Origin of the sequence: Streptosporangium longisporum, from assembly GCF_039534895.1 — a bacterium.
Lineage (GTDB): Bacteria > Actinomycetota > Actinomycetes > Streptosporangiales > Streptosporangiaceae > Streptosporangium > Streptosporangium longisporum.
In genome coordinates, this window is sequence record NZ_BAAAWD010000019.1 from 318,035 (window position 1) to 334,105 (window position 16,071).

12 protein-coding genes and 2 pseudogenes are annotated in these 16,071 nt (G+C 72.5%); 2 read left to right on the forward strand and 12 right to left on the reverse strand.

The features are described from left to right. Positions 1-253 precede the first annotated feature (253 nt). From tyrS to argC, 10 genes and pseudogenes are all read right to left on the reverse strand, one after another. Positions 254-1,522, reverse strand: coding sequence for a tyrosine--tRNA ligase (gene tyrS, locus ABD832_RS33350; RefSeq protein WP_344903563.1), 1,269 nt, complete (start codon positions 1,520-1,522; stop codon positions 254-256). 304 nt (positions 1,523-1,826) lie between these two features. Next, positions 1,827-2,525, reverse strand: a complete 699-nt coding sequence (locus tag ABD832_RS33355) for a DNA-3-methyladenine glycosylase (protein ID WP_344903566.1) — start codon at positions 2,523-2,525, stop codon at positions 1,827-1,829. Between the two features lie 84 nt (positions 2,526-2,609). Then, positions 2,610-4,028 carry an argininosuccinate lyase gene (gene argH / locus ABD832_RS33360; protein WP_344903569.1) on the reverse strand — a complete coding sequence of 473 codons (1,419 nt, stop codon included), beginning with the start codon at positions 4,026-4,028 and terminating at the stop codon, positions 2,610-2,612. Positions 4,029-4,069: 41 nt separating this feature from the next. Beyond that, positions 4,070-5,269 (reverse strand): argininosuccinate synthase, encoded by a 1,200-nt coding sequence (locus tag ABD832_RS33365; protein ID WP_344903572.1) that lies wholly within the window; start codon positions 5,267-5,269, stop codon positions 4,070-4,072. Beyond that, a pseudogene (locus tag ABD832_RS33370) lies at positions 5,262-5,847 on the reverse strand (arginine repressor). Before ABD832_RS33370 ends, ABD832_RS33365 begins: the two are co-directional and overlap by 8 nt. After that, positions 5,844-6,857 (reverse strand): ornithine carbamoyltransferase, encoded by a 1,014-nt coding sequence (gene argF / locus ABD832_RS33375; protein ID WP_344903575.1) that lies wholly within the window; start codon positions 6,855-6,857, stop codon positions 5,844-5,846. The pseudogene ABD832_RS33370 and the gene argF overlap by 4 nt, the downstream one beginning before the upstream one ends. After that, positions 6,847-7,998 carry an acetylornithine transaminase gene (locus ABD832_RS33380; protein WP_344904451.1) on the reverse strand — a complete coding sequence of 384 codons (1,152 nt, stop codon included), beginning with the start codon at positions 7,996-7,998 and terminating at the stop codon, positions 6,847-6,849. The genes argF and ABD832_RS33380 overlap by 11 nt, the downstream gene beginning before the upstream one ends. A 56-nt stretch (positions 7,999-8,054) precedes the next feature. Further along, positions 8,055-9,017: an acetylglutamate kinase gene (argB, locus tag ABD832_RS33385; protein WP_344903577.1), complete on the reverse strand. Its 963-nt coding sequence runs from the start codon at positions 9,015-9,017 to the stop codon at positions 8,055-8,057. Next, a complete protein-coding gene (gene argJ / locus ABD832_RS33390; protein ID WP_344903579.1) occupies positions 9,014-10,168 on the reverse strand; it encodes a bifunctional glutamate N-acetyltransferase/amino-acid acetyltransferase ArgJ in 1,155 nt (384 codons plus the stop codon). The genes argB and argJ overlap by 4 nt, the downstream gene beginning before the upstream one ends. Continuing rightward, entirely contained in the window at positions 10,165-11,187 is a 1,023-nt protein-coding gene (gene argC, locus ABD832_RS33395) for an N-acetyl-gamma-glutamyl-phosphate reductase (RefSeq protein ID WP_344903581.1), read from the reverse strand. Before argC ends, argJ begins: the two co-directional genes overlap by 4 nt. Positions 11,188-11,444: 257 nt before the next feature. On the opposite strand from argC, the gene ABD832_RS33400 reads away from it, so the two are divergent. Continuing rightward, on the forward strand, positions 11,445-13,106 hold the full coding sequence (locus tag ABD832_RS33400) for a class I adenylate-forming enzyme family protein (RefSeq protein WP_344903583.1): 1,662 nt from the start codon (positions 11,445-11,447) through the stop codon (positions 13,104-13,106). 94 nt (positions 13,107-13,200) lie between these two features. Next, on the forward strand, positions 13,201-14,481 hold the full coding sequence (locus ABD832_RS33405; protein ID WP_344903585.1) for an MFS transporter: 1,281 nt from the start codon (positions 13,201-13,203) through the stop codon (positions 14,479-14,481). Between the two features lies 1 nt (position 14,482). Here the strand turns inward: ABD832_RS33405 and ABD832_RS33410 are convergent, their stop codons facing one another. Together ABD832_RS33410 and ABD832_RS33415 are read right to left on the reverse strand one after the other, a co-directional pair. Next, positions 14,483-14,728, reverse strand: coding sequence for a hypothetical protein (locus ABD832_RS33410; protein WP_344903587.1), 246 nt, complete (start codon positions 14,726-14,728; stop codon positions 14,483-14,485). A 104-nt stretch (positions 14,729-14,832) separates the two neighbouring features. Beyond that, a pseudogene (locus ABD832_RS33415) lies at positions 14,833-15,991 on the reverse strand (phenylalanine--tRNA ligase subunit beta); the annotation flags it as partial. Between the last annotated feature and the right edge of the window lie 80 nt (positions 15,992-16,071).

Below are 16,071 nucleotides of genomic sequence, written 5' to 3' on the forward strand. Positions count from 1 at the left end.
ACCGGAATGTTACGCCGTTGGGCCATCGGCACCTCTGCTGTTACCGGAGCGTCGGGACATCCTGAACATCTCATCGACCTGGTCAGAACCGATCTACCCGGCGTTGCCGGTGCGACGGCCGGAACCGGCGCGGAGACGGTCACCGCTCCCCGCGCGAGCGTGTGGAACACCCGCGCAGGGACCCTCCGGAGAAAACCCCCGGAGCACCGGGAGCACCCTTGCGGGAACCCCCGGGACTCCGGGAACACCGAGGTCAGGCTCCGACGATCTCGACGCCGCCGACGGAACGCTTGCCCCGGCGCAGCACCAGGAAGCGCCCGTGAAGCAGGTCGTCGGCCGACGGCACGTACGTCTCGTCGGTGACCTTGGCGTTGTTGAGGTAAGCACCGCCCTCCTTCACCGCCCGGCGTGCCTCGGACTTCGACTTGACCAGGCCGCTCTCGGCGAGCAGGTCGACGAAGGACGCCCCCAGCCCGGCCACCTCGGCACGCGGCACCTCGGCCAGGGCCTCCCCCAGCGTCCGGGCGGGCAGCTCCTCCAGGGACCCCTGACCGAACAGCGCCGCCGAGGCCGCGATCACCGCGGCGCACTCGTCCGCGCCGTGCAGCAGCGTGGTGAACTCCTCGGCGAGCGCCCGCTGGGCCTCGCGGGCGGCTGGCCGATCGGCCGCGGCCTTCTCCAGCCCTTCGATCTCCTCGCGGGACCTGAAGCTGTAGATCTTGAGGAACTTCACCACGTCCCGGTCGTCCGCGTTCAGCCAGAACTGGTAGAACGCGTACGGCGAGGTCATCTCGGGGTTGAGCCAGACCGCGCCTCCGGCGGTCTTGCCGAACTTGGTGCCGTCGGCCTTGGTGATGAGCGGCACGGTGAGGGCGTGCACGTGACCGCCCGTCACCCGGCGGATGAGGTCGGTCCCGGCGGTGATGTTGCCCCACTGGTCGCTGCCGCCGATCTGCAGGGTGCAGCCGTGGCGCCGGTTCAGCTCCAGGTAGTCGTTGGCCTGCAGGATCTGGTAGCTGAACTCGGTGTAGCTGAGTCCCTCGCCTCCCAGCCGCGCCGAGACCGACTCGCGGGCGAGCATCCGGTTGACCGGGAAGTGCTTGCCGACGTCGCGCAGGAAGTCGATCGCGGACATGCCCTCGGTCCAGTCGAGGTTGCTGACCAGGATCCCTCTCGTCTCGTCGGAGAAGTCGAGGAACCTCTCTACCTGGACGCGGATCCGCGCGACCCACTCGGCCACCACGTCGGAGGAGTTGAGCGAGCGTTCGGTGCTCCGGCCGCTGGGGTCGCCGATCAGGCCGGTCGCGCCGCCCACCAGCCCGATGGCGCGGTGTCCCGCCCGCTGCAGGCGGGTCAGGGTCAGCAGCGGGACGAGGTTGCCGACGTGCAGCGAGGGGGCGGTGGGGTCGAAGCCGCAATAGACCGTGATCGGACCCTCGGCCATCGCCGCCCGCAGGGCGTCGATGTCGGTGGACTGCGCGATCAGGCCGCGCCAGGCGAGGTCATCCAGAATGTCGGTCACGATCCTTGCTTTCCAATGCTCGAAGGGACTTCAGGGCTTCGGATACACCCTGCCCGATCACCACCGGGTCGCGCCACCCGGATCCCCCTTCGCGCCCCGAGTCGACCAGGGGGTACGCGGCCTGTGCGGCTCGGGAATGGCCGGGCTCGAGGAATGGCCGGGCTCGAGGAATGGCCGGGCTCGAGGAATGGCCGGGCTCGGGGACGACGGGGACGGGCACGGGACCCGCTCCGGCGTGGACCCGTTGAAAGGAGACCCTATGAAAGGGGCCCCAGTGAAAGGAGACCCGCCGGCGGTGAAGGACCTACCGGCGCCGCGGGACGTGCGGCCGGTGGGGCGAGACCGTGGGGTCGGCGTCGATCCAGAAGCGCCACGGCGTCTCCTGGGCCGATGACACCCCGGTCCGCGGCCCCGACCTGATCGACGAGGGCGCGGCCGGCTCCCCCTCCAGCACCGAGAGCTCAAGGATCTCCGAGCTCCCCGGGCTCTGCGGGCTCTGCGGAAGCGACCCCGAGACGCAGGCGTCGAGGCCGTTGTGCTCGCGGGTGAAGCCGAGCGCCACCGCCAGCCGGGCCGGGCCCTTGGCGAGGTCGTCGTGCTTGACGACGCGGCCGCTCCCGGCGGTGCGGCGGGCCAGGGCCCGCTCGGCGCCGGAGATCACCTCCCCGGCCCGGAGCAGCACGCCGGAGCCGATCCCCTCGGGCAGGCAGGTCAGGTTGGCGCAGAAGTGCATGCCGTAGGTGAAGTACACGTACAGGTGGCCCGGCGGGCCGAACATCACCGCGTTGCGCGCCGTCCGGCCGCGATAGGTGTGCGACGCCGGGTCCTCGCCGGGCACGCCGTACGCCTCGGTCTCGGTGATGCGGAGCGCGACCGGCCCGTGCACCAGCACCCGTCCCAGCAGGTCCGGGGCGACCTGGTGCGCGGGACGGTCGAAGAAGTCCCGCACCAGCCTCGCCGGAGCGGGCGTGAGGTCCCGTGCCGGCCTCACCGGGTCGGGCATGAGATCCCGTGCCGGCCTCGCCGGGGCGGGCGTCCGCCCGCCCCGCTCGTCATCGGGGGTCGGCCGCGTCACCGTCACGGGGCCTCAGTTCCCGCTCGCCCAGCTCGCCTGCCCGTCGACGATGTCGCGCAACGCGATGAGCTGGTCGCGGACCCGGTCGGGCGCGGTGCCGCCGTGCGCCTTGCGGGCCGCCAGGGCGCCGGGCACCGAGAGCACCTCGCGGGAGTCGGGGGTGAAGTGCGGTGAGACCTTGGCCAGCTCGTCGTCGGTGAGCTCGCCGAAGTCCTTGTCGTTGACCTGGCACCAGACGACCAGGTGCCCGACCGCCTCGTGGGCCTCGCGGAACGGCACGCCCCTGCGGACCAGCAGCTCGGCCAGGTCGGTGGCCAGCGCGAACCCGTCGGGGGCCGAGGCCTCCAGCTTGGCGGTGTTGACGCGCATGGTCGCGACCAGCCCGGCCATCGCGGGGAGGACGAGCAGCAGGGTGTCGACGGAGTCGAACACCGGCTCCTTGTCCTCCTGCAGGTCGCGGTTGTAGGTCAGCGGCAGGCCCTTGAGCGTGGTCAGCAGCGCCATGAGGTTGCCGATCAGGCGGCCGCTCTTGCCCCGGGCGAGCTCGGCCACGTCGGGGTTCTTCTTCTGCGGCATGATCGACGAGCCGGTGGAGTAGGCGTCGTCCATCTCGATCCAGCGGAACTCCTGCGAGGCCCACAGGACGATCTCCTCGCCCAGCCGGGACAGGTGCACGCCGATCATCGCCGCGTCGAACAGGAACTCGGCGGCGAAGTCGCGGTCGGCGACGGCGTCCATCGAGTTCGGCGCGGCGGAGTCGAAGCCGAGCTCCCCGGCCACGGCCCGCGGGTCCAGCGGCAGGGAGGACCCGGCCAGGGCTCCGGAGCCGAGCGGGGAGACGGCCGCGCGGCGGTCCCAGTCGCGCAGCCGGTCGATGTCGCGGGCGAAGGCGTGCACGTGCGCCAGGAGCTGGTGGCCGAAGGAGACCGGCTGGGCGTGCTGCAGGTGGGTCATGCCGGGAGCTGCGGTCTCGGCGTGTTCCTCGGCCTGGCTCATCAGCGCGGTCTCCAGCTCCACCAGCCGGGAGACGATGTGCCGGACGTGGTCGCGGAGGTAGAGGCGCAGATCGGTGGCGACCTGGTCGTTGCGGCTGCGACCGGCCCTGAGCTTGCCGCCGAGCGTGCCGAGGCGTTCCAGCAGCCCGCGCTCCAGCGCGGTGTGGACGTCCTCGTCGGCGACGGTCGGCCGGAACTCGCCCGCCTTGCAGGCTCGCTCCAGGTCGTCCAGGGCGGCGATCATCCGCGCCAGCTCGTCGTCGGTCAGCAGGTTCGCGCGGTGCAGCACCCGTGCGTGCGCGCGCGAGGCCAGCAGGTCGTACGGTACGAGCCGCCAGTCGAAGTGCACGCTCACCGAGAGCCTGGTCAGCGCGTCGGCCGGACCTCCTTCGAACCGGCCGCCCCACAGCCGCATCGGCTTGCCACCATCAGTCACCGTCGTTCTCCCTCCCCATTCAATCCGCGACCCTAGCCCAATCAGGACAGCCGGGCGTCCCGGGCCGAGGCAATCTTGGAGGGCAGGCTCCACAGCTCGACGAAGCCCCGGGCCAGGGACTGGTCGAAGGTGTCGCCGGTGTCGTAGGTGGCGAGGTTGAAGTCGTACAGCGACGCCTCGGAGCGACGGCCGGTGACCGTGGCCCGGCCGCCGTGCAGGACCATCCTGATCTCGCCGGTGACCTGCTGCTGGGCGTCGGCGATGAAGGCGTCCAGGGCCTTCTTGAGCGGGGAGAACCACAGGCCGTCGTAGACGAGCTCGCCCCAGCGCTGGTCGACCGAGCGCTTGAACCGGGCGAGGTCGCGCTCGACGGTGACGTTCTCCAGCTCCATGTGCGCGGTGATCAGCGTGATGGCGCCCGGCGCCTCGTAGACCTCGCGGGACTTGATGCCGACGAGCCGGTCCTCGACCATGTCGAGGCGGCCGACGCCCTGGGCGCCCGCGCGCCGGTTGAGCTCCTCGATGATCTGGAACGGGGTCAGGTGCCGCCCGTCCAGGGCCACCGGGACGCCCTTGACGAAACTGATGATGACCTCGTCGGCCTCGCGCGGCTGTGCCGGGTCGGAGGTGTAGGCGTAGACGTCCTCGACGGGGCCGTTCCAGATGTCCTCCAGGAAGCCGGTCTCGACGGCCCTGCCCCAGATGTTCTGGTCGATGGAGTACGGGTTCTTCTTGCTGGTCTCGATCGGGAGGTTCTTCTCCTCGGCGTAGGCGATCGCCTTGTCCCGGGTCCAGGCGTAGTCGCGGGCCGGAGCGATGACCTTGAGCTCGGGGAAGAGCGCGGCCAGGCCGGCCTCGAACCGGACCTGGTCGTTGCCCTTGCCGGTGCAGCCGTGCGAGACGTGGGTGCCGCCGAACTCCTTGGCCGCGGCGGCCAGGTGCTTGACGATCAGCGGGCGCGAGAGCGCGGAGACCAGCGGGTAGCGGTCCATGTAGAGGGCGTTGGCCTGCAGGGCGGGCACGCAGAAGTCGGTGGCGAACTCCTCGCGGGCGTCCACCACGACGGACTCCACGGCGCCGCACTCGATGGCCCGCTTGCGGATGGCCTCCATGTCCTCGCCGCCCTGGCCGACGTCGACGGCCACCGCGATGACCTCGGCGCCGGTCTTCTCGGCGAGGAAAGGAATGGCGACGGAAGTGTCGAGGCCGCCGGAGAAGGCGAGTACGACCCGGTCAGTCATGATTGGTATCTCCAGGTTCTTCGTTCGTCATGGGTGTCGGATGCTGCCAGGGACCGCCCGCCTGAGCGGGCTGAATACGTCGGTCGGCGTGCCTGAGCAGCGCTTCTGCGACCGACGCCCCGCCCGTCGGGTCCCGGCTGATGACGAGGATGGTGTCGTCTCCGGCCACGGTGCCGAGGATGGACTCCCAGTCGGCGTGGTCGATGGCGGAGGCGAGGAACTGCGCGGCCCCCGGGGGGCGTGCGGACGATGACCAGGTTGGCGGAGGCCTCGGCGGAGACGAGGAGCTCCTCGGCGAGCCTGCCCAGGCGTGCGGCCGGGGACTCCCCGGTGCCGACCCTGGCGCGCCGTATCCGGTCGCCTCCCTCGCCGGGAAGGGCGTAGACCAGGGAGCCGTCCTCGGCGCGCAGCTTGAGGGCGCCGAGCTCGTCCAGGTCGCGGGACAGGGTGGCCTGGGTGACCTCCACCCCGCTCTCCAGCAGCAGCTTGGCCAGCTCGGGCTGGGACCTGATCGGCTGCCGCTGGAGCAGGTCGGCGATGCGCGCCTGGCGGGCGACCTTGGTCATCGGGATCGTCATGCCGGACCCCCTCCGCGGGAGGAGGCCGGGGAGCCGGTGTCGCGGCCGGTCGCCGTGACCAGCCAGTGCAGCAGGGCCTTCTGGGCGTGCAGCCGGTTCTCCGCCTGGTCCCACACCACGCTGCGGGGCCCGTCGAGGACCTCGGCGGTGATCTCCAGGTCGCGGTAGGCGGGCAGGCAGTGCAGCACGACGGCGCCGGGGGCGGCCCGGCCGAGCAGCGCGGCGTTGACCTGGTAGGGCGTCAGGTCGGCGATCCGCCGCTCCCTGCCGTCCTGGCCCATCGAGACCCAGGTGTCGGTGGCGAGCACGTCGGCGTCCGCGGCGGCCTCGGCCGGGTCCGTCAGGACGGTGGCCGACCCGCCGGTCGTCCCGGCGATCTCGGTGGCGCGGCGGACGACCTCCGGGTCGGGCAGGTAGCCCTCGGGGGCGGCGATCCGCACGTGCATGCCGGCCAGTGCCCCGCCGAGCAGGTAGGAGTGGGCCATGTTGTTGGCCCCGTCCCCGAAGTAGGCCAGGGTCAGGCCGGCGGTCGTGCCGAAGTGCTCCCTGACGGTCTGCAGGTCGGCGAGGATCTGGCAGGGGTGGAACTCGTCGGTGAGGGCGTTGACCACCGGTACCGAGGAGGCCGAGGCCATGGCCTCGATCCTGTGCTGGCCGGAGGTGCGCCACACGACGGCGGCGACCTGGCGTTCCAGCACCCGGGCGGTGTCCTCGATCGACTCGCCCCGGCCCATCTGGGAGGAGCCGGCGTCGAGGATCAGCGGGAGGCCGCCGAGCTCGCCGATGCCGACCGCGAACGAGATGCGGGTACGGGTGGAGTGCTTGTCGAACAGGACGGCGACGGTCTGCGGCCCGGCGAAGGGCCGGTAGCCGTGGCGGTCCTTCTTCATCGCCCCGGCCAGGTCGAGGACCTGCTCCTGCTCGGCGGGTGAGAGGTCGTCGTCCCGCAGGAAGTGCCTGACGGGCGCCGACGTGGCCGGGGGCCGTGCGCCGAGGGGGTCACCGGTCATCGGAGGCTCCGTCCAGGATGGCCGGGAGCGCGGCGGTGAAGGCGGCGACGTCGGCCGAGGTGATCACGAGCGGGGGCGCGAGCCGTACCGCGTCGGGCTGCAGGGCGTTGACCAGGAACCCGGCTCGCTGCGCGGCGGCCTGGACGGCGGCCGCGCGGTCGGCGGTCAGCACGATCGCGAGCCACAGGCCCCGGCCGCGGACGCCGGCGAGCAGCGGGTGCTCGATGGCGGCGATGCCGCCGGAGAGTTCGGCCCCGACGGCGCGGACGTGCTCCAGCAGGCCGTCGCGGTCGATGGTGTCGAGCACGGCGAGCGCGGCGGCGGCCGCGACGGGGTTGCCGCCGAAGGTGGAGCCGTGGTCGCCCTTGGCGAAGAGGGTCCCGGCCTCGCCCAGGCCGATGCAGGCTCCGATCGGCAGGCCGCCGCCGAGGCCCTTGGCCAGGGTGAGCACGTCGGGCAGGACGCCCTCGTGCTGGTGGGCGAACCAGTGGCCGGTACGGCCGATCGCCGACTGGATCTCGTCGGCGACCAGCAGCGCGCCGGTGGCGTCGCAGACGTCCCTGGCGGCGCGGAGATATCCCTCGGGCGGGGGCACCACCCCGGCCTCGCCCTGGGTGGGTTCGAGGAAGACCGCGGCGCAGCGGTCGTCGACGGCGCTCTTGAGGGCGTCGGCGTCGCCGTAGGGGACGAACGTGACGTCGATCGGGAACGGGCCGAACTGGTCGCGGATGGAGCGCTTGCCGGTCAGCGAGAGCGCGCCGAGGGTACGGCCGTGGAAGCCGTTCTCCGCGGCCACGAAGCGGGGACGGCCGGTGGAGCCGCCGTACTTGAGGGCGAGCTTGAGGGCGGCCTCGTTGGCCTCGGTGCCGGAGTTGGACAGGAAGACCCTGGCCGGGGCGCCGAGCAGGCCGAGCAGGCGTTCGGCGAGCAGCACCTCGGGCTCGTGCAGGAAGAGGTTGCTGGTGTGGGCGAGGGTGGCGACCTGGCGGGAGACGGCCTCCACCAGGGCCGGGTGGGCGTGGCCGAGGGAGCTGACCGCGATGCCGCCGATCATGTCGAGGTACTCGTGGCCGTCGACGTCCCAGACCCTCGTGCCCTCGCCGCGGGCCAGCGCCACCGGGGGCACCCCGTAGTTGGGCATGAAGGCGGCCTCGAAGCGCCTGGCGAGCGCCTGTCCTGCGGGATCGTGCTGCGGGCTCACTGGTCGTTCCCCTTCGGCTGGGCGGCGGCCGTCGGCCGCGCCGTGAGCTGGTCGGGCGCGTGCGGCGTCGCGGGGACGTCCGGCAGCACCATGGTTCCGACGCCCTCGTCGGTGAAGATCTCCAGCAGCACCGAGTGGGGCACCCTGCCGTCGAGCACGTGCGCCCGTGGCACGCCGCCCCGGACGGCGGTCAGGCACGCCTCCATCTTGGGGATCATGCCGCTGGACAGGGAGGGCAGGAGCTTCTCCAGCTCGGTGGCGGAGAGCCGTTCGATGATCTCGTCCTCGCCGGCGTCGGGGCGCCAGTCGCGGTACAGGCCCGCGACGTCGGTCAGGACGATGAGCTTGGACGCCCGCAGCGCCACGGCGAGCGCGGCGGCGGCGGTGTCGGCGTTGACGTTGTAGACGGTGCCGTCGTCGCTGCGCGCCACCGAGGAGATCACCGGGATGCGCCCGTCGTCGAGCAGTGCCCGTACCGCGCCGGCCTCGACGGCGACGATCTCACCGACCTGGCCGATGTCGACGCCGACGCCGTCGACCACGGCGTGCTTGCGCACCGCGGTGAGCAGGTGGGCGTCCTCCCCGGACATGCCGATCGCGAACGGCCCGTGCCGGTTGATCAGGCCGACCACGTCGCGGTTGACCTGGCCGACGAGGACCATCCTGACGACCTGCATGGCCTCGGGGGTGGTGACCCGCAGACCGGCGGTGAAGGTGGACTCGATGCCGAGCCGGTCGAGCTGGGCGTTGATCTGCGGGCCCCCGCCGTGCACGATCACCGGCCGCAGGCCGGCGTAGCGCAGGAAGACGACGTCCTCGGCGAACCGCTCGCGCAGTCCCTCGTCGGTCATCGCGTTGCCGCCGTACTTGATGACGACGGTGGTGCCGTGGAAGGTGGCCAGCCACGGCAGGGCCTCGATCAGCGTGGCGGCCTTGGACAGGGCCTCGGCGCGTCTCATGAGGAGTACGCCGAGTTCTCGTGGACGTACGCGGCGGTGAGGTCGGTGGTGTGGATCGTCGCGGTGTGCGGCCCGGCCGACAGGTCGACGGTGATCGTCACGTCGCGCGGGGTGAGGTCGACCTTGGAGCGGTCGTCGCCCACGGCGCCGCCCCGGCAGATCCAGATGCCGTTGATGGCCACGTTGAGCCGCTCGGGCTCGAAGGCGGCGTCGGTGGTGCCGACGGCCGAGAGCACCCGTCCCCAGTTGGGGTCCTCGCCGTGGATGGCGCACTTGAGGAGGTTGGAGCGGGCGACGGAGCGGCCGACGGTCACGGCGTCGTCCTCGGAGGCGGCGCCGACGACCTCGACGGCGATCGCCTTGGAGGCGCCCTCGGCGTCCAGCAGCAGCTGGCGGACGAGGTCGGCGCAGACGGCCAGCAGGACCTGCTCGAACTCGGCGAGGTCGGGGACGGTGCCGCTGGCGCCGCTGGCCAGCAGGAGCACGGTGTCGTTGGTGGACATGCAGCCGTCGGCGTCGAGCCGGTCGAAGGTGACCCGGGTGACCCTGCGCAGCACCTCGTCGAGGAGTTCGGCGGGCAGGTCGGCGTCGGTCGTGATCACCGACAGCATGGTGGCCAGGCCGGGGGCGAGCATGCCGGCGCCCTTGGCCATGCCGCCGACCATGTAGCCGCCCTCGCCCCTGCGGAAGGAGATCTTCGAGACGGTGTCGGTGGTGCGGATGGCGTCGGCCGCGGCCAGCCCGCCGTCCCGGGCGAGCTGGGAGACCGCGAGGTCGACCCCGGCCAGCAGCGGGTCCATCGGCAGCCGCTCGCCGATCAGGCCGGTGGAGCAGACCGCGACCTCTCCGGCGGAGTCGTCCAGGGCCTGCGCGACCTTCTCCGCGGTGGCGTGGGTGTCCTGGAAGCCGAGCGGGCCGGTGCAGGCGTTGGCGCCGCCGGAGTTGAGGACGACCGCGTGCACCCTGCCTCCGGACAGCACCTGCTGCGACCACAGGACCGGGGCGGCCTTCACGCGGTTGACGGTGAAGACGCCCGCGGCGGCGCGACAGGGGCCGTCGTTGACGATCAGTGCCAGGTCGCGGGCGCCGCCGGCCTTGATTCCGGCGGCGATGCCCGCGGCCCGGAAGCCGAGGGGTGCGGTCACGCTCATGGGGCGACTCCGTTGAGAGGAAGGCCGAGCTCTTCCGGCAGGCCGAGGGCGAGGTTGGCGCTCTGGATCGCGCCTCCGGCCGTGCCCTTGGTCAGGTTGTCGATGGCGATGACGGTGACGACGCGGCCCGCGCGCCCGTCCAGGGCGACCTGGAGGACGGCGGTGTTGGCTCCGAGGGTCATGGAGGTCGAGGGCCACCGGCCCTCGGGGAGCAGCCGCAGGAACGGCTCGTCCTTGACCGCGGCCTCGTAGGTCTCGCGCAGCAGGGCGGGGGTCAGGCCGGGCCTGGCGGGCGCGCTGCAGGTGGCGAGGATGCCGCGGCTCATCGGCGCGAGCACCGGGGTGAAGGAGACGGTGACCTTCTCCCCCGTCAGCGAGGAGAGGTTCTGCTCCATCTCGGGGGTGTGGCGGTGGACGCCGCCGACGCCGTACGCGCTGGCCGCCCCCATCACCTCGCTGCCCATCAGGTTCGGCTTGGGCGCCCGTCCGGCCCCGCTGGTGCCGCTGGCGGCGACCACCACCACGTCGGGCTCGACGAGCCCGGCGGCGAAGGCGGGGAAGGCGGCCAGGGTGACGGCGGTGGGGTAGCAGCCGGGGACGGCGATCCGCCGGGCGGCGCGCAGCTCCTCGCGGCGGCCGGGCAGCTCGGGCAGGCCGTAGGGCCAGGTGCCGGCGTGGGTGCCGCCGTAGAAGTGCTCCCAGGCGGCGGGGTCGGAGAGCCGGAAGTCGGCGCCGCAGTCGACGACCAGGGTGGCGTCGCCGAGTGACTCGGCGACGGCGGCCGAGGCGCCGTGCGGCAGGGCCAGGAAGACCAGGTCGTGGCCGGCGAGGTTGCCGGGGGTGGTCTCCAGCAGGATCCGGTCGGCCAGCGGTGCCAGGTGCGGCTGGTGCTCGCCGAGGGCGGTGCCGGCGCTGGAGGCCGCGGTCAGCGCGCCGATCTCGATGCCGGGGTGGGACAGCAGCAGGCGCAGGAGCTCGCCCCCGGCGTAGCCGCTGGCGCCCGCGATGGCCGCTCTCATCCGTCCCCCCGATGTCTGCATGTTCATTCAGTGGACCTCATGGTCTTACCATGAAGATTATGCACGCGCCAGGATTTCCATGCAAGTCGATAGGGGTCTTGCGGCGCGGAAGATGCGGACAAAAGGGACGAAAACGGAGATTTATCACCGCTTGAACGGCAGAGAGGGCATCCGGTCGTGTTTCGGCACTGTTGCACGTACCTACCGGTCGGTATCCTGTCGAGCGCCGGTCCCTCCTCTCCCGGGAGTACGAACGTATGAGCATCACCCATGACGACGTCCAGGCACGGCTCACCGCTCCCGGGCAGCTCTTCGAGCTGGAGGAGGTCGCGAGCCACGGCGGGACCGTCAAGACCTGGAAGCACGCGCCCAAGGACTTCCGGGCACTGCTGGAGATCAGCCGGTTCCACGGCGACAAGGTCTTCCTCACCTACGAGGACGAGCACATCACCTACGAGGAGCACTACCGGCGGGCCTGCACCCTGGCCCGGCGCCTGGCCGAGGAGTACGGCGTGGCCAAGGGCGACCGGGTGGCCATCGCCATGCGCAACTACCCCGAGTGGGTGATCTCCTTCTCGGCCGTGCTGGCCGCCGGGGCGATCGCCGTACCGCTCAACGCCTGGTGGACCCCGCAGGAGCTGGAGTACGGCCTGTCCGACTCCGGGGCCAAGGTGCTGATCGCCGACGGCGAGCGGGCGGCCGGTCTGGCCGGCGTGGCGCCCGCGCTGATCGTGACCCGCGGCGAGGCGCCCGAGGGAGCCCGCTCGTTCGCCGACGTGCTGGGCGAGGTGGCGCCGGACGTCACGCCGCCGCCGGTGGAGCTCTCCCCCGAGGACCCGGCCACGATCTTCTACACCTCGGGCACCACGGGCCGTCCCAAGGGCGCCCTGGGCAGCCACCGCAACCTCGGCCAGTCCCCCATGACCGTCGCCTACGGGATGTACCGCGTCATGCTCAAGGCGGGCATGGATCCGGGCGCGGCGGCGGGCCAGCGCCGCGTCACCCTGCTCACCGTGCCGCTGTTCCACGTCACCGGCTGCTTCGCGGTGATGACGACCACCATGTTCACCGGGGGCGGCCTGGTCCTGATGTACAAGTGGGACGCGGGCCGCGCGCTGGAGCTGATCGAGCGCGAGCGGATCACCGGCCTCACCGGCGTGCCGACCAACGTGTGGCAGCTGCTCTCCCACCCCGACCTGGAGAAGTACGACATCTCCAGCCTCAGCGCCCTCGGCTACGGCGGCGCCCCCGCCCCGCCGAAGCTGCTGGAGCGCATCACCGAGCAGCTGCCCAGCCGCGCCCCCTCCAACGGGTACGGCATGACCGAGACCACCGCGCTCGCCATCAGCAACGCCGGCGCGGACTACCTGGCCAAGCCCGACAGCATCGGCCTGCCGATGGCCGTGGTCGAGGTGAAGATCGCCGATCCGCTCGGCGCCGAGCTGCCGCCCGGCGCGGTCGGCGAGCTCTGCATGCGCGGCCCCAACGTCATCCTGGGCTACTGGAACCGCCCCGAGGCCACCGCGGAGACCTTCGTCGGCGGCTGGCTGCACACCGGCGACCTGGCCAGGATGGACGACGAGGGCTTCGTCTTCATCGTGGACCGGGCCAAGGACATGGTCATCCGCGGCGGCGAGAACGTCTACTGCGCCGAGGTGGAGGCCGCCCTGTTCGAACACCCCGCGGTACAGGACGCCGCGGTGATCGGCATCCCCCACGAGGAGCTGGGCGAGGAGGTCGGCGCGGTGGTGCGGCTGTCGTCGCCGGTGCCGGCCGAGGAGCTGCAGGCGTTCCTGCGCGAGCGGATCGCGCCGTTCAAGGTGCCGGTCACGTTCTGGACGCGCGAGACCGAGCTGCCCCGCAACCCCGGAGGCAAGATCCTCAAGACCAGCCTGCGCAGGGAGGTGCTGGGCACCTGAGCGGGACCCGTCCGTGAGCGGGCCGTAAACCGATTGCCTTCGGCTCGCCCAGCACCGAGACTGGCTGCTCGTGTCGGAAAATCCTGATCGGTCGATGAGAACGCTCCTGCGCCGGCTGTCGATGGATCTCAGCCCGCTGCGCGACTCCCGCGACTTCCGCCTGCTCTTCGGATCCGGCGTGATCACGATGTTCGGGACCTTCCTGACCCTGGTCGCGGTTCCGCTGCAGATGAAGGAGCTCACCGGCTCCTACCTCGCGGTCGGCCTGGTCAGCGTGGCCGAGTTCGTCCCGATGGTGGTCTGCGGCCTGTGGGGCGGGGCGATCGCCGACGCCCTCGACCGGCGCAAGATCATCATCTACACCGAGGTGGGGCTCTGCCTCACGGTCCTCGTCCTCACCGTCAACGCGCTGCTGCCCGACCCGCAGGTCTGGGTGCTGTACGTGGTGGGCGCCCTGTCCGCGGGCCTGGGCAGCCTGCAGCGGCCCAGCCTGGAGTCGCTGATGCCGCGTGTGGTCAGGCACGACCAGCTGACCGCGGCGGCCGCCCTGTCGGCCTTCCGGTGGAACCTGGGCGCCATCGTCGCCCCGGCCCTCAGCGGCCTCATCGCGGCCTGGTTCGGCGTCGCGGTGGCGTACGGGATCAACGTGGTGACCTTCCTGGCGTCCCTGGTCCTGCTCTGGGCGGTACGGGCCCAGCCCAAGTCCGAGGAGGCTCCCTCGGCGTCGGTGAGCGCGCTGGTGGACGGGGTCCGCTACGCGGTGCGCCGCCCCGACCTGATGGGCACCTACCTGGTCGACATCGCCGCGATGATCTTCGCCTTCTCCACCGCGCTCTACCCGTTCCTCGCCGACGAGGTCGGCGCCCCCAACGCGCTGGGGCTCTTCTTCTCCGCCTCGGCCGTCGGCTCGCTGATCGCCTCGGTGACCTCCGGCTGGACCCGGTACGTGCACCGGCACGGTCTCGGCGTGATCGTCGCGGCGGCCGTGTGGGGGGTCGCGGTGGCACTGGCGGCGCTGATGCCGACCGTCTGGGGCATCTTCGCCTTCCTGGCGGTGGCCGGGGCCGCCGACATGATCAGCGGTGTGTTCCGCTCCACCATCTGGAACCAGACCATCCCCGACGAGTTCCGCGGCCGGCTGGCCGGCATCGAGCTGCTCTCCTACACGAGCGGCCCGATGCTCGGCAACGCCAGGGCGGGCCTGATGGCCAACCTGGGCGGGACCCGCTTCTCGCTGGGCGTCGGCGGCCTGCTCTGCGTGGGGGCGGTGGCCGCGATGGCCGCACTGCTCCCCGCCTTCCGCCGCTACGACGCCCGCACCGACGAGTACGCGCTCAGGGAACGCGCCCGCCGCGAGAAGCCCGCCCCCGCCTGAGTCATCCGGTCTCGCGCCAGCCCTCGTACTCCTCGGCCAGCGCGTCCAGGCGGGCCACGCCCTCCGGCGGAAGTGTCCCGGAGGGGTCCTCGACCACCACGAGCCACTGGGCGTCCTCGGCGTCGTCCTCGCCCGCGAGGGTCTCCCTGACCACCGCGGGCACGCCCAGCGCCGGGAACTCCCCGGCCACGACCTCGGCGACCTCCTCGGCGTCGTCGCGGTCGGCGAGGACCAGCAGGTGTCTCATCGTCGCCTCCCGAGCGGGGTCCACCGGAACGAGGGGCCCGGCCCGCGACCGGTCCCGACATGACGGCAGGGGCCCGGGACGGGTCCCGGGCCCCTGTGAGACGGTCAGGCGCCGCGCATCCGGGCGCCGGTGCGCTCGGCGGCCAGCGCCACGGCCGCGTCCCGGGCCGCGGTGGTCTCCTCCACCGTGAGCGTCCGGTCCGGTGCCCGGAAACGCAGGGCGTAGGCCAGGGAGGTACGGCCCTCGCCGACCTGGGCCCCGGTGTAGACGTCGAACAGCCGGATCGACTCCAGCAGCTCGCCCGCGCCTTCGCGCAGTGCCGCCTCCACCGTGGCCACCGGGGTCGTCGCCTCCACCACGAGCGCGACGTCCTGGCTCGCGACGGGGTAGCCCGAGATGGACGGCGCCTGCGGCGGTCCGGCCATCAGCGGCTCCAGCCGGGTCAGCTCCAGCTCCATCGCGCAGGTGCGCGGGGGCAGGCCATAGGCCTCGACCACGCGCGGGTGCAGCTCACCGGCGTGGCCGACGAGCACGTCACCGGCGTACAGCGCGGCGCAGCGGCCCGGGTGCCAGGGCTCGTGGCGGTCCGCGCGGACCTCCAGGGTGACGCCCGCCTCGGCGGCCACCAGGCGGGCGGCCTGCACGGCGTCCGCCCAGTCGGCCGGCCGTCCCCTGCCCCACCAGCCGGACGGTTCGAACTCCCCGGCCAGCACGACCCCGACCCGGAGCGGCTGGGCCGGCAGCGCCGACTCGATCGAGGCCAGCTCCTCGGGGGTCGGCCTGCGGTCGACGCCCAGCACCGGGGCGGTCGCGGGCGCGTCCGGGGAGGGCCGGTAGACCAGCCCCATCTCGAAGATCGCCACGTCGCCCGCGCCCCGGCCCACGTTGCGCACCAGCGTCTTGAGCAGACCGGGCAGCAGGGTGGTGCGCATCAGCGGCTCGTCCTCGCTGAGCGGGTTGGCCAGCCGTACGGCCGCCCGTCGCGCGTCGCCGGCGGGCAGCTGCAGGCCGTCGAAGTCGCGCTCCCCCGTTGAACGGGTAGGCGAGGGTCTCGACGTAGCCCGCGGCGGCCAGCGCGCGGCCCACCCGGCGGCGCAGGCGCTGGCTCTCGGTGAGCCCGGCGCCCGCCGGGGCGGTGGGCAGGATCGAGGGCAGGTTCTCGTAGCCCTCCAGCCGGATGACCTCCTCGGCGAGGTCGTTCGGGTCGGTCAGGTCGGGCCGCCACGAGGGCGGGGTGACCAGCAGCATGTCGTCGCCGGTGACCGCGAGCTTGGCGGCGATCCCCCCGGTGGCGGGGTCGCCGGTGGCGGCGGTGCCGGCGGCCGGCCCCTGTCCCGGGGCGC

Coding starts and splice junctions, on each gene's coding strand:
- ABD832_RS33355 (WP_344903566.1), bottom strand. CDS start 2,525: ATGCCCGACCCGGTGAGGCCGGCACGGGACCTCACGCCCGCTCCGGCG.
- ABD832_RS33365 (WP_344903572.1), bottom strand. CDS start 5,269: ATGACTGACCGGGTCGTACTCGCCTTCTCCGGCGGCCTCGACACTTCC.
- argF (WP_344903575.1), bottom strand. CDS start 6,857: ATGACCGGTGACCCCCTCGGCGCACGGCCCCCGGCCACGTCGGCGCCC.
- ABD832_RS33380 (WP_344904451.1), bottom strand. CDS start 7,998: ATGCCCAACTACGGGGTGCCCCCGGTGGCGCTGGCCCGCGGCGAGGGC.
- argB (WP_344903577.1), bottom strand. CDS start 9,017: ATGAGACGCGCCGAGGCCCTGTCCAAGGCCGCCACGCTGATCGAGGCC.
- argJ (WP_344903579.1), bottom strand. CDS start 10,168: ATGAGCGTGACCGCACCCCTCGGCTTCCGGGCCGCGGGCATCGCCGCC.
- argC (WP_344903581.1), bottom strand. CDS start 11,187: ATGAGAGCGGCCATCGCGGGCGCCAGCGGCTACGCCGGGGGCGAGCTC.
- ABD832_RS33400 (WP_344903583.1), top strand. CDS start 11,445: ATGAGCATCACCCATGACGACGTCCAGGCACGGCTCACCGCTCCCGGG.
- ABD832_RS33405 (WP_344903585.1), top strand. CDS start 13,201: ATGAGAACGCTCCTGCGCCGGCTGTCGATGGATCTCAGCCCGCTGCGC.
- ABD832_RS33410 (WP_344903587.1), bottom strand. CDS start 14,728: ATGAGACACCTGCTGGTCCTCGCCGACCGCGACGACGCCGAGGAGGTC.